Source organism: Bradyrhizobium sp. LLZ17, from assembly GCF_041200145.1.
Taxonomy (GTDB): Bacteria; Pseudomonadota; Alphaproteobacteria; order Rhizobiales; family Xanthobacteraceae; genus Bradyrhizobium.
On sequence record NZ_CP165734.1, the window covers coordinates 1,764,540 to 1,777,609 of the forward strand.

Here is a 13,070-nt window from a genome sequence, read left to right on the forward strand (position 1 = left end):
AGCACCGCAAGCAAGAACGGCGCGCCGGGCTCACGACGGCCGCTTGCGTTTGTGCGCGAAGGGATTGGCCTTCTCGCGCAAGGTGATGCGCACCGGCGTACCCGGCAGCTCGAAGGCCTCACGCATCGAATTGGTCAGATAGCGCAAATAGGACTGCGGTACCGCATCCGCGCGCGAACAGAACAGCACGAAGCTCGGCGGCCGCGCTTTGGTCTGCGTGATGTAGTTCAGCTTGAGGCGGCGGCCGGACACGGCGGGCGGCGGATTGGCCTGGACTGCCTCCTCGAACCAGCGGTTCAAGGCCGAGGTCGAGACGCGCCTGTTCCAGAGCGCATAGGCGTCCTGGATGGCCTGCATCAGGCGATCGATGCCCTCGCCCACCAAGCCGGAGATGGCGACGATCGGCACGCCCTTGATCTGCGGCAGCAGATGGTCGGCATCGCGGCGCAAGCCGGAGATGGCGCCGCCGCCCTTGCTTTCCATCAGATCCCATTTGTTGACGGCGAGCACGACAGCGCGGCCCTCGCGCTCGATCAGGTCGGCGATGCGCAAATCCTGCTCCTCGAAGCGGTTCTGCGCATCCATCGTCATCACGACGACTTCGGCAAAGCGCACCGCGCGCAACGCGTCGGCGACCGAGAGCTTCTCCAGCTTCTCCTCGATGCGCGAGCGCCGGCGCAGGCCGGCGGTGTCGAACACGCGAAACTCGCGGCCCTTCCAATTGATCTCGACCGCAATGGAATCGCGTGTGGTGCCGGCTTCCGGGCTCGTCAGCAGCCGCTCCTCGCCGAGCAAATAGTTGATCAGCGTCGACTTGCCGGCATTGGGGCGGCCGACGATGGCAACCCGGATCGGACGCGTGGCCGCCTCTTCCTCCGTCAGCGGCTCGTCGTCCTCCGCCTCGTCCTCGTCGACAGGCTCCGGCATCAGCTTGCTCAGGGCGTCATAGAGCTCACCCATGCCCTCGCCATGCTCGGCCGAGACCTGGATGGGATCGCCGAGACCGAGTGCAAACGCCTCCATCGCGCCGGCGTCGCCGTGCTTGCCCTCGCTCTTGTTGGCGACCAGCAGCACCGGCTTGTTGGCACGGCGGGCGAAATCGGCAAAGGAGCGATCGGTCGGCGTGAGACCAATGCGGGCATCGATCACGAAGAACAAGGCGTCGGCCAGCGCGATCGCGGTCTCGGTCTGCTCCTGCATCCGCGCAGTCAGCGAGCCCTTGGCGCCTTCGTCGAGGCCCGCGGTGTCGATGATGGTGAATTCGAGATCGCCGAGCCTGGCCTCGCCCTCGCGGCGATCGCGGGTGACGCCAGGCAGGTCATCGACGAGCGCGAGCTTCTGTCCGACCAGGCGGTTGAACAGCGTCGACTTGCCGACATTGGGCCGGCCGATAATGGCGATCGTAAAGGACATTGGTCATTCGTGCGCCGCGGAGGTGGCGACTGTCAATTCAGTGAAAAATATCAGCGAGAGAAACTGCCGCTGGGCAACGGTGCGGGGAAAGCTGCCTGCGGCTGCTGTTGCTGGGTGGTCTGAGCCGATTGCGCCGGCTGCTGCGCGGGTTGGTCCGGCGGGGGCGCCGTGGTGCGCTTGCGGACGATCTTCCGCTTCGGTGGCGCTACGGCAGGCGCGGGCGCTGCCTCTGGCTGGGCCTCGCCGTCGACTTCACCGGCCGGCGCTTCGGCCGGAGCGGCCGCGACCGGCTGCCTGGTCTTCTTCGCCTTGGATTTCGACGATTTCGGCGGTTCAGCGGGCGGCGGCTCTGCGGGCAACGCTGCAACGGCAGGCGCGTTTGGATCCGCCTGCTGCTGAGCGCCCTTGTACATCTCTTTCGGCACGCCCTGCTCGAGCCCCGGCACGCCCTCGGGGAACACCGGCTTGCGCTCGCCCGGCAGCTTCTTCTTGGTGTCGAGGAAGTCCATAAGATCGCTCGGATCGAAGTTCGAGCAGCCGCCCAGGACGCCCGTGAAGGCGATCAGGACGGCGGCTGCGATCAAGCGGGACGTACGGCGCATATCGATATCTCGTCTCAGCTCACTTTGGCTTGGCTTACTTGGCCGTCAGCTCTTGGCGACGGGCGGCAGCAGGGCCTGGAGTGCCTCGGCGCGCGAGCGCAGGCCCGGCGGGGTTTCGCCGTCCTCGGCGATCGCATCGAGCCACTTGTGGGCCGCGGTCATGTCGTTGTTGCGCCAGGCCGACAACGCCAACATCTCGCGGGCGCTGTGGCGGAAGGTCGATTGCGGCGTGGCGGAGGCCTCCAACCGCTGCTGTATCTCAGCGTAACCGGCGCTATCGAGCAGCAAGGCAGCCGCGCGAACCTTTGCCAAATCCTGCCACTCGCTGCCGACGCTGCGGTCGGCGGCGATGTCGTCGTAGATCTTGGCCGCAGCCTTGGGATCGCGGGCCGATGCTTCGGCGGCAGCGCGCATCCGCGCCAAAGTGCGGTAGCCGGAGGGGGCCTTGGCGGCGAGATCGGTAAAGGCGGCCTCGGCCTCGGCGTGCTTGTCCTGCTCGGACAGCGCGACGGCCTTCTCGAAGACGGCGCCGGCCTCGGCGGCCTTCTTGGCCTCGAGGTACTGGTAGCCGCGCCAGCCGCCGACGGCGGCCACGATCAGCACCATCAAAGCGATGAAATAGATCGAATATCGGTCCCACAGCCGCTTAAACTGTTCGCGACGGACTTCCTCGTCGACTTCGTCAAATAATTCAGACACTTAAGATAATCCCATGCCCGGCCGGGAGCGCGCGCCAGATCGTGCGCGTCGAAAACCCGTCCCCACGTGCGGCGGCGATAGCCTATCGATATGGCGGAGGCAAGGCAAAGCAAGCCCGATCAAGGCGTTAACCCAACGCGCGGGACAGGCCGGAGGCCGCCCGCCCCGCTCAGGCCCCCACCACCAGCTCGCGCAGTTGCCGCTTCAGCACCTTGCCATTGGCATTGCGCGGCAGTGGCTCGGCGGTGACGGTCATTGTCTCCGGCACCTTGTAGTCAGACAACCGCTCGGCGCACCAGGCCCGCAAATCGTCGCTGCCGATCTGCGTGCGCGCCACCACCACGGCGTGGACGCGCTCGCCCAGCACCGGGCACGGTTTTGCGATGATCGCGCTCTCGACCACGGCGGGATGACCGGCCAGCACGGATTCGACCTCGGCCGAATAGATTTTCAGGCCACCGCGGTTGATCATGTCCTTCTGCCGGTCGAACACACGAACAAAGCCGTCGACATCGACCGAGCCGAGATCGCCGGAATGCCAGAAGCCGCCGGTGAAACTTTCGGCCGTGGCCTTGGGGTTGTTCCAATAGCCCTTGATGACGGAGGCGCTCTGGATCCAGAGCTCGCCGATCTCGCCGGGCGGCAGCTCGCACCCGACCGCACTCATCGCGATGATCTGCGCGCCGGGACACGGCAGGCCGACACTGTCGATATGGCTCGCCGTCAGCTCGCCCGGCATGATCGTGGACGGCGATGTCGTCTCGGTTGCGCCGTAGCAGTTCGCAAGCTTCAGGCCGGGAATTTTTGCCGTGAGCCTCTCGATGGCCGCGACCGGCATCGGCGCGCCACCGAAGCCGCCGATGCGCCAGCTCGACAGGTCATAATTCTCGAAATCCGGCTGCAGCAGGCAGAGATTGTACATCGCCGGCACCATCACGGTGTAGGTGACGCGCTCGCGCGCGGCGAGCTTGAGATATTCGGCGGCCTTGAACTCCGGCATGATGATCAGCGCGCCGCCGCAGCGGATCATGGTCGTGATGTTGGCGACAACGCCGGTGACGTGGCCGAGCGGCACCGCCGCGATCGAACGGTCCGCCGCGGTCAATTGCAGGCAGGACACGAACACCATCGAGGAATGGACGATGTTGCAATGGGCCAGCATCGCGCCCTTCGGCTTGCCGGTCGTGCCCGAGGTGTAGAGGATCATCGCGGTGTCTTCCTCGCCGACCTCGACGGGCGCGGAGGCCGGTGCGTTGTCTGCGACCACCGCGAAACGCGAGAGCTGCGGATCTTCGTCGACGGCGATGCGGTGGATCACGTCGGGAACATCGCGCGCATCGGGCAGCCGCTCGGCGAGCGCGGCCTCGTGAATCAGGATCCTGGCGCCGCAATCCGTGAGGACATAGGCGATCTCCGGCTTCTGCTGCCGCGTGCTCAGCAGGACTGTGACGAGGCCCTCATGCGCGGCCGCGAACAGCAGCAGCGGAAATTCAATGCGGTTGCCGAGCAGGATTGCAACGCGGTCACCGCGTTGCAATCCGAGCTTGCGCAGACCCGACGCAATCCGCGCGGCCTGATCCATCGCCTGCCGCCAGCTCAGCCGGATGTTGCCGCAGATCAGCGCCTCGCCATCGGCATTGCGCGCGCAGGCATCTGCGATCATCGCCCAGATGTTCGCGGGCCGGTCGGCGAAGGCCGGCACCACGCGATCGCCAAAGCGCGTCTCGAGCCGCATTGGCGGGATCAGAGATTGTGACCAGTCCATCGGAACGCCCTGAGCTTCTTGTTTTTATCATCTTCCGCGCATGGCGCGCGGCGGTCTCAGCTTAGCTCCCCATCACGGGAACACCAATCACCACGGGATGGAACGCAAACGCCAGCGCCAGATAGGCCACGACGCCGACTGCCACCGCAATCAAATCGTTGGTCACGCCGCCCACGGGAATCGGCGGAGCGCCGGCGTCGGTGCGGCGCTTCAGCGAAATGCGATCATACACCGCCCAGCCCAGGAACGAGCCGAACAGGATGATGGAGCCGAGATCGCCGTTCGCCAACAGATGCGCCACCGCCCACAGCTTGATGCCGGCCAGCATCGGATGCTTCAGCGTCGCATAGATGCGGCCGCGCAGATATGAGGCGACCACCAGGATGACGGCGGGCAGCATCAGCGCGATCGTGATGTGCTTCATGGCCTTCGGCGGATACCAGACGTCGATCCAGCCAGTCGCGCGATAATGCCCAAAGCCCCAGACGATCAGCGCCAGACCTGCCAGAGACACCAGCGCGTAGACGATCTTGTAGGTCCCCTCGCCCAGCCTTGCGATCGCCTGCGCGCGCGCGTCGCGTTTGGTGGTGAACACATGCGGTGCGAAAAACAGCACGAGCCCAAGGATCATAACCAGCAGACCCACGACGTCCTCCCCTCAACCAGTGCCCCCGCTTATGGCGTATCATTGATTGGCGCCGGCTCGCAACTGAAGCGCTACTTGCCGATCTCGCGATTGTCGACATACCGGATCGCGATCGGCCGCCCGGCGATGGCACCGCCAAGACCGCCGGTGAATTTCAGCGGCAGGCAGGCGTTCAGCGATGAATTGATCGCATTGAGATAGGTGGTTCTCGTCTCGGCGGGCACGCCCGCGGTCACAAAGGTCAGACGCGGTGCGCCGATCAGGCCGCCCGACCTGTTGAAGCTGAAACGCACGGCGATCTGCATGCCGCGCGCGCATTGTCCGATGGCGGCGACCAGCAGCTGCGCAGCTCGGCGAAGAGGTCGCCGATCGTATCGAGATCGTGAGTCGGCTTTTGGTATTTGACGCGATCGGCCTCCGCTGGCACGCTTTGGATCGTGAGCTGGAGGTTCTGGCCGTAGGGATAGTCGATCTCGGGAATACAGGGACCAGGCTCAAGCGGGCTGCAATAGGACGGCGTGCAGGGCCTGCCATCGAGGACGCTGCACGGCTCGTGCGAAAACGGAATTGGGTTGATTTGTCGCGGCCGCGCATCGGCGGCGATCGTCGAGATCGCCAGCAGGAGGAAAACAAGGATGCCGCGCCGCATGACCAGAACGTGGCATCGCCGGAGAAGCCGTCAAGCCCGCAAGCGTTCACATGGTCGCGCGTACACGCGGTGTCGTCGTCCGGCTCGACCGGACGACCCAGTATTCCAGAGCGATCATTGTTGAGCCGGGAAGCCGCGGCGTACTGGATGCCCCGGTCAAGCCGGGGCATGACCGCGGAGGGCGAGGAGCGGACGGAGCTACGCCCTACCCTTTCTTCTTGACGTCCTTGACGTTGGTGAACTCGATGCCCTCGGCGCGCTCCCGGGTGTAGCCGAGATAAAACTCGTTCCTGGCCAGATAAACGGGATCGCCATCGACGTCGTCGGCGATGCTCGAGGTGTTGGCAGCGAGGAACGTGTCGAGCTTCTTGCGGTCGTCCGAGGAGACCCACCGCGCAAGCTGGAACTCGCTCACCTCGAACTCGACCGGCAGCGCATATTCCGCATCGAGCCGCGCTTTCAGCACGTCGAGCTGGAGCGCCCCGACCACACCGACGAGTGCGGGCGCGCCATCGCGCGGGCGGAACACCTGCACGACGCCCTCTTCCGACATTTGTTGAAGCGCTTCCTTCAGCTTCTTCGCCTTCATCGCGTCGGTGAGCCGCACGCGGCGGACGATTTCCGGCGCGAAGCTCGGCACGCCGACGAAGTTGAAATCCTCGCCCTCGGTCAAGGTATCGCCGATGCGCAGCGTACCGTGGTTGGGAATGCCGACGACGTCGCCGGCAAAGGCTTCATCCGCGACCGAGCGGTCCTGCGCGAAGAAGAATTGCGGGCTCGACAGCGGCATGCTCTTGCCGGTGCGCACCAGCTTGGCCTTCATGCCGCGGCTGAGTTTTCCGGAGCACAGGCGCGCAAAGGCGATGCGGTCGCGGTGGTTCGGATCCATGTTGGCCTGGATCTTGAACACGAAGGCGCTCATGCGCGGATCGGTGGCCTCGACCCTGCGCTGGTCGCTGTCCTGCGCGCGCGGCTCGGGCGCGAACTTGCCGAGACCCTGCAGCAGGTCGCCGACACCGAAATTGCGCAGCGCGCTGCCGAAATACACCGGCGTCAGATGACCCTCGCGAAACGCCGCGAGCTCGAACGGCTTGGAGGCCGCCGTGACGAGCTCGAGCTCGTCCTTGACCGCGGAGACGTCGAGATTGGCATTGAGCTTGCCGAGCTCGGCGATCTCGATCTGCTGCGCCGCGCCGGTCTTGGCGCCGCCGCCTTCGAGCAGCCGCACGCCGCCATTGACGACGTCATAGGTGCCGAGGAAATCACGGCCGCGGCCGACCGGCCAGGTCATCGGCGTGGTGTCGAGCGCCAGGGTCTTCTCGATCTCGTCGAGCAGTTCGAAAACGTCGCGGCTGTCGCGGTCCATCTTGTTGATGAAGGTGATGATCGGGATGTCGCGAAGCCGGCAGACCTCGAACAGTTTTCGCGTGCGCGCCTCGATACCTTTTGCGGCGTCGATCACCATCACGGCGGAATCGACGGCCGTGAGCGTGCGGTAGGTGTCTTCCGAAAAGTCCTCGTGGCCCGGCGTGTCCAGCAGGTTGAACACGAGCCCTTCGAACTCGAAGGTCATCACCGAGGTCACGACCGAGATGCCGCGCTCGCGCTCGATCTTCATCCAGTCCGAACGGGTGTTGCGCCGCTCGCCCTTGGCCTTGACCTGACCGGCGAGATTGATGGCGCCGCCGAACAGCAGCAGCTTTTCGGTCAGCGTGGTCTTGCCGGCGTCCGGATGCGAGATGATCGCAAAGGTCCGCCGCCGCGCCACTTCAGCGGCAAGCGGGGAACGGGCCGGCGATTCGGCTGTGGTGGTGGCGATGTCGGACATAGCGGGAGCGTTTGACAGGGAAAATGGGCCTGATCAAGCCTGATGTGGTGATTGCGAGGCCCTTGGACCAGCCCCATATCGGGCTTGCCCATATCCGCCTCGGGGAAGCACGGCCTTTCCCCTTATCGGCACGCCAGTCGCGGGGACGCCCCTGCCTTGATCGGAGGGTCGTCATGGCCTGGAGCATCCTGTTCATCGCCGGTCTGCTGGAAGTCTCCTGGGCGATCGGGCTCAAATATACCGAGGGTTTCACCAGGCTCATTCCCTCCGTCCTGACGCTCGGGGCCATGACCGGCAGCATCCTGCTGCTCGGCCTTGCGCTGAAATCGCTGCCGATCGGAACCGCCTACGCGGTCTGGACCGGGATTGGCGCGGTCGGCACCGCGACGCTCGGCATCGTCCTGTTCGGCGAGCCGGCAACCGCATTTCGCCTCGCCAGCATCGGACTGATCGTCGCCGGGATTGTCGGGCTGAAACTCGTTACTTGAGGAAAATCTTGACGGCCCACCAGGTCAGCGCCGCGATGATCGCGGAGGCCGGCATCGTGATCACCCAGGCATAGACGATCGAGCTGGCGACGTTCCAGCGCACCGCCGAAAGGCGGCGCGCGGCACCGACGCCGACGATCGCACCGGTGATGGTGTGGGTGGTCGAGACGGGAACTCCGAGGAAGGTGGCTATGAACAGGGTCGCAGCGCCACCGGTCTCGGCGCAAAAGCCTTGCATCGGCGTCAACTTGGTGATGCGCAGGCCCATGGTGCGGACGATGCGCCAGCCGCCCATCAGCGTCCCCATCGCCATCGCCGCCTGGCACGACAACACCACCCAGAACGGCACGTAGAATTCGCCGCCGAGCTGGCCCTGCGAATAAAGCAGCACGGCGATGATGCCCATGGTCTTCTGCGCGTCATTGCCGCCATGGCCGAGCGAATAGAGCGATGCGGAGGCAAATTGCAGGATGCGAAAGGCCCGGTCCACGGCAAACGGTGTCGAGCGCACCGACGCCCAGGAGACGATCGCAACCAGCATCATCGCCAGCAGGAAGCCGACCACCGGAGACAGCACGATGGCGATGACCGTCTTGGACAAACCGCTCCAGACTGCCGCCGAGAGCCCGGCCTTGGCGACCCCTCCGCCGAACAGACCGCCGATCAAGGCGTGCGACGAGGACGATGGAATGCCGAGCGCCCAGGTGACGATGTTCCAGACGATGGCGCCGACCAGGGCGGCGAAGATCACCTGCGCATCGACGATTGCGGGATCGATGATGCCGGTGCCGATGGTCTGGGCGACGTGCAGGCCGAACACCATGAAGGCGACGAAATTGAAGAAGGCGGCCCAGAACACCGCAAATTGCGGCCGCAGCACGCGGGTCGAGACGATGGTCGCGATCGAATTGGCGGCGTCGTGCAGGCCGTTCAGGAAATCGAACAGCAGCGCGACAGCAATCAGTCCGAGCAGGACGGGAAGACCCAACGCAGCATCCACGGCGCGGCCCCTGCGCTAGACTTGTTCAATGACGATGCTGTTGATCTCGTTCGCCACGTCATCGAAGCGATCGGCGACCTTTTCGAGGTGGTCGTAGATCTCCGCCCCCACGATGAAGTACATCGCACTGCCGTCGCGATGCTTGAGGAACAGCTCCTTCAGGCCGATGTCGTGGAGATCGTCGACCCGGCCCTCCAGCTTGCCCAGTTCCTCCGTGATCGCCGTCAGCATGGCGACGTTCTGGCCGATCGCCTGCATCAGCGGCAGCGCGCGCCCGACCAGGTTGGCGCATTCGATCAAGAGCCCGCCGATCTCGCGCATCGGCGGTTCGAAGGTGCGGACCTCGAACAGCATCACGGCCTTGGCCGTCTGCTGCATCTGGTCGATGGCGTCGTCCATCGACGTGATCAGGTTCTTGATATCGCCACGGTCGAACGGCGTGATGAAGGTGCGGCGTACCGCGGTCAGCACCTCACGGGTGATATTGTCGGCGTCGTTCTCGAACTGGTTGACGCGCTGGCAATAGACCGGCGTCTCCTCGCCCCCGTTCAGCATGCCCTGGAGCGCGATGGAGCCCTGGATCACGGTCTGGGCGTGGCGGTCGAACAGGTCGAAGAACCGTTCTTCCTTGGGCAGGAAAGCGCGAAACCATCGCATCATGGGAATGGGCTACCGGTTGAAAATGGCGCGACCCGATCAGGCCGTCATTAAACCGTCATAGACCATTTTCGATCCGCGCGCGTGCCACCTCACGCCCGCGGAGCCGGATCATCCACCGCTTTCGATCGGCAGAGAAATCGACGTGATATCAATCCCTTAGAGTGAACGCCGGAAGTAATGCGCGATTTCCCCGACCACGCCGCGGCGGAAGGTGAGCACGCAGATCACGAAGATCGAGCCCTGGATCACCGTCACCCACTGGCCGAAGCCCGCCAGATATTGCTGCATGGCGATGATCGCGAACGCGCCGACCACGGGCCCGAAGATGGTGCCGAGACCGCCAACCAGCGTCATCAGCACGACTTCGCCCGACATCGACCAGTGCACGTCGGTGAGCGAAGCATTCTGCGCCACGAACACTTTGAGCGATCCGGCAAAACCGGCGAGCGTGCCCGAGAGGACGAAAGCCAGGAACTTGTACTGGTCGGTCCGGTAACCGAGCGAGATCGCGCGCGGCTCGTTCTCGCGGATCGCCTTCAAGACCTCCCCGAACGGCGAATTGATGATGCGGTAGATCAGCAGGAAGCCGCCGAGGAAGCCAACCAGCACCACGTAATAGAGCACGGTCGGCTTGGTCAGATCGAACACGCCGAACAAATGCCCCTGCGGAATGCCCTGGATGCCGTCCTCACCATGGGTGAACGGGGTCTGCAAATAGAGGAAATACAGAAGCTGCGACAGCGCCAGCGTGATCATCGAGAAATAGATGCCCTGCCGGCGGATCGAGATGTAGCCGGTCACGATCGACAGCACGAAGGCACCGGCGACACCGACGAGGATGCCGAGCTCCGGCGGCAGGCCCCACACCTTGAGCGCGTGCGCGGAGCAATAGCCGGCAGTGCCCAGGAACATCGCGTGGCCGAACGACAGCAAGCCGCCATAGCCGATCAGCAGGTTGAAGGCGCAGGCGAGCAGCGCGAAGCACAGCGCCTGCATCACGAAGAACGGATAGATGCCGCTGAATGGCACCGCGGCCAGCAGCAGCGCCATCGCCGCGAACACGATCATCTCGTCGCGCATCGCGCGCGGGGTCACCGGCAGCGTGTCGTCCGTCAAGGCTGTCATGTCAGGCCGCCCTTCCCGTCAATCCGGTTGGCTTCACCAAGAGCACCAGCACCATCAGCACGAACACGACGGTGTTGGAGGCCTCGGGATAAAAATACTTGGTCAGACCCTCGATCACGCCGAGCGCAAAGCCGGTGATGATCGATCCCATGATCGATCCCATGCCGCCGATCACAACGACCGCGAACACGACGATGATGAGGTCTGCGCCCATCAGCGGCCGCACCTGGTTGATCGGCGCCGAGAGCACGCCGGCGAGCGCGGCAAGACCGACGCCGAGGCCGTAAGTCAGCGTGATCATCCGCGGCACGTTGATGCCGAAGGCGCGCACCAGCGTCGGATTTTCGGTCGCGGCGCGCAGGTAGGCGCCGAGCCGCGTCTTCTCGATCAGGAACCAGGTTGCCACACAGACGACCAGGGAGAAAATGACGACCCAGGCGCGATAGATCGGCAGGAACATGAAGCCGAGATTGATGCCGCCCTTGAGCTGATCCGGAATGGCGTAAGGCAGGCCGGACGAACCGAAATAGTTCTGGAACACGCCCTGAACGATCAGCGCGATGCCGAAGGTCAGCAGCAGCCCGTAAAGGTGATCGAGCCCGGTCAGCCATTGCAGCATCGTCCGCTCCAGGATCATGCCAAAGATGCCGACCACGATCGGCGCGATCAACAGGGCCCACCAGTAATTCAGACCCGCGAGGTCCAGCAGGAAATAGGCGCAGAACGCACCCATCATGTAGAGCGCGCCGTGGGCGAAATTGATTATGTTGAGCATGCCGAAGATCACGGCGAGCCCGAGACTGAGCAGCGCGTAGAACGAGCCGTTGATCAGTCCCACCAGTAGCTGTGCATAGAGAGCCTGCATCGATCCCGCACCCAGTCCCTTCGGCGTTCCTCTGAAAGTCGCCCGCAGACCTGACGGCCTGCGGGCGGTCGTCTTATTTCTTCAAAAGCGCACATTTGCTTTCGGACAGCGGCGTGAAGGCCTGGTCGCCCGGCACCGTGCCGACCAGCTTGTAGAAGTCCCACGGTCCCTTGGACTCGGAGGGCTTCTTCACCTCGAACAAATAGGCACTGTGAATGGTGCGGCCGTTGGGCTGGATCTCGCCCTTGCCGAACAGATCGTCCTCGGTCGGCATCGACTTCATCTTGTCGACCACCTTGACGCCGTCATGCGGATTGCCGCCGAGTGCGTCCAGCGCCTTGAGATAGTGGCGCACGCCTGCATAGACGCCCGCCTGCACCATGGTCGGCGGCGCGTTGTTCTTCATCTTCGCGGAGAAGCGCTTGGAAAACGCCCGGGTCTGGTCGTTCATGTCCCAGTAGAAGGTCTCGGTGAAGTTGAGGCCCTGCGCGGTCTCGAGACCGATCGCCTTGACGTCGGTGAGGAACAGCAGCAGCGCCGCGAGCTTCTGGCCGCCCTTGACGATGCCGAATTCGGCCGCCTGCTTGATCGTGTTGGTGGTGTCGCCGCCGGCATTGGCAAGGCCGATGATCTTGGCCTTGGAGGCCTGCGCCTGCAGCAGGAAGGAGGAGAAGTCCGGCGTGTTAAGCGGATGCTTGACGCCACCGACCACCTTGCCGCCATTGGCGATGATGACCGCCGTGGTGTCACGCTCCAGCGCGGCGCCGAAGGCATAGTCCGCGGTCAGGAAGAACCAGGTGTCGCCGCCGGCCTTCACCAGCGCCTGACCCGTCGTGTGGGCCAGCATGTAGGTGTCATAGGTCCAGTGCACGGTATTGGGCGAGCACTGCGCGTTGGTGAGGTCCGAGGTCGCCGCACCCGAATTGATGTAGACGCCGTTCTTTTCCTTGACGACGTTGTTCACGGCGAGCGCGACGCCGGAGTTCGGCACGTCGACGATGGCGTCGACCTTGTCGACGTCGAACCATTGCCGAGCGATCGCGGTGCCGATGTCCGGCTTGTTCTGGTGATCGCCCGAGATGACGTCGATCTTCCAGCCCTTCGCGGCCAAGCCCGAGATCCTCGACAGCCATCTGGGCCGCAAGCGTGGAGCCCGGACCGCCGAGGTCGGCGTAGAGACCGGACTGATCGGACAGCGCGCCGATCTTGACGGTCTTGTCCTGCGCGAAGGCAGCGCCTGCCGCAGTCAACGTCAATGCCGTACCGAGCAGAAACGACGCAATCGACTTTGTCTTCATGCTACTTTCCTTCTGAATCTTCTTTAGCCGTT

General features: G+C 64.2%; 11 protein-coding genes and 2 pseudogenes. 1 reads left to right on the top strand and 12 read right to left on the bottom strand.

The genetic code is table 11. From position 1 onward, the window contains the following. Nucleotides 1-30 precede the first annotated feature (30 nt). The 7 genes and pseudogenes from der to AB8Z38_RS08885 form a co-directional block, all read right to left on the bottom strand. Nucleotides 31-1,413 carry a ribosome biogenesis GTPase Der gene (gene der, locus AB8Z38_RS08855; RefSeq protein ID WP_369724320.1) on the bottom strand — a complete coding sequence of 461 codons (1,383 nt, stop codon included), beginning with the start codon at nt 1,411-1,413 and terminating at the stop codon, nt 31-33. Between the two features lie 50 nt (nt 1,414-1,463). Then, a complete protein-coding gene (locus tag AB8Z38_RS08860) occupies nt 1,464-2,015 on the bottom strand; it encodes a hypothetical protein (RefSeq protein ID WP_369724322.1) in 552 nt (183 codons plus the stop codon). 45 nt (nt 2,016-2,060) lie between these two features. Then, nucleotides 2,061-2,714 (bottom strand): tetratricopeptide repeat protein, encoded by a 654-nt coding sequence (locus AB8Z38_RS08865; RefSeq protein ID WP_369724324.1) that lies wholly within the window; start codon nt 2,712-2,714, stop codon nt 2,061-2,063. A gap of 169 nt (nt 2,715-2,883) precedes the next feature. Next, complete coding sequence (locus AB8Z38_RS08870; protein ID WP_369724326.1) at nt 2,884-4,479, bottom strand: class I adenylate-forming enzyme family protein; 1,596 nt, start codon at nt 4,477-4,479, stop codon at nt 2,884-2,886. 61 nt (nt 4,480-4,540) lie between these two features. Further along, complete coding sequence (locus AB8Z38_RS08875; protein WP_369724328.1) at nt 4,541-5,125, bottom strand: NnrU family protein; 585 nt, start codon at nt 5,123-5,125, stop codon at nt 4,541-4,543. Between the two features lie 71 nt (nt 5,126-5,196). After that, nucleotides 5,197-5,774: pseudogene (locus AB8Z38_RS08880) on the bottom strand (hypothetical protein). A gap of 205 nt (nt 5,775-5,979) precedes the next feature. Then, the gene (locus AB8Z38_RS08885; RefSeq protein WP_369724330.1) at nt 5,980-7,602 is read right to left on the bottom strand and encodes a peptide chain release factor 3; all 1,623 of its coding nucleotides are present in this window, start codon (nt 7,600-7,602) and stop codon (nt 5,980-5,982) included. 173 nt (nt 7,603-7,775) lie between these two features. Here AB8Z38_RS08885 and sugE point away from each other — a divergent pair, with 173 nt between their 5' ends. Beyond that, complete coding sequence (gene sugE / locus AB8Z38_RS08890) at nt 7,776-8,090, top strand: quaternary ammonium compound efflux SMR transporter SugE (protein WP_369724331.1); 315 nt, start codon at nt 7,776-7,778, stop codon at nt 8,088-8,090. Here sugE and AB8Z38_RS08895 read toward each other — a convergent pair. From AB8Z38_RS08895 to AB8Z38_RS08915, 5 genes and pseudogenes are all read right to left on the bottom strand, one after another. Continuing rightward, on the bottom strand, nt 8,083-9,090 hold the full coding sequence (locus tag AB8Z38_RS08895; protein WP_369724333.1) for an anion permease: 1,008 nt from the start codon (nt 9,088-9,090) through the stop codon (nt 8,083-8,085). The two genes, sugE and AB8Z38_RS08895, sit on opposite strands and share 8 nt — an antisense overlap. Nucleotides 9,091-9,105: 15 nt before the next feature. Continuing rightward, nucleotides 9,106-9,750 carry a DUF47 domain-containing protein gene (locus tag AB8Z38_RS08900; RefSeq protein WP_369724334.1) on the bottom strand — a complete coding sequence of 215 codons (645 nt, stop codon included), beginning with the start codon at nt 9,748-9,750 and terminating at the stop codon, nt 9,106-9,108. 156 nt (nt 9,751-9,906) lie between these two features. Then, nucleotides 9,907-10,875 carry a branched-chain amino acid ABC transporter permease gene (locus tag AB8Z38_RS08905; RefSeq protein ID WP_369724336.1) on the bottom strand — a complete coding sequence of 323 codons (969 nt, stop codon included), beginning with the start codon at nt 10,873-10,875 and terminating at the stop codon, nt 9,907-9,909. A gap of 1 nt (nt 10,876) precedes the next feature. Next, nucleotides 10,877-11,740, bottom strand: coding sequence for a branched-chain amino acid ABC transporter permease (locus tag AB8Z38_RS08910; RefSeq protein WP_369724338.1), 864 nt, complete (start codon nt 11,738-11,740; stop codon nt 10,877-10,879). Between the two features lie 73 nt (nt 11,741-11,813). Continuing rightward, nucleotides 11,814-13,038 (bottom strand): annotated as a pseudogene (locus AB8Z38_RS08915) (ABC transporter substrate-binding protein). Nucleotides 13,039-13,070 lie beyond the last annotated feature (32 nt).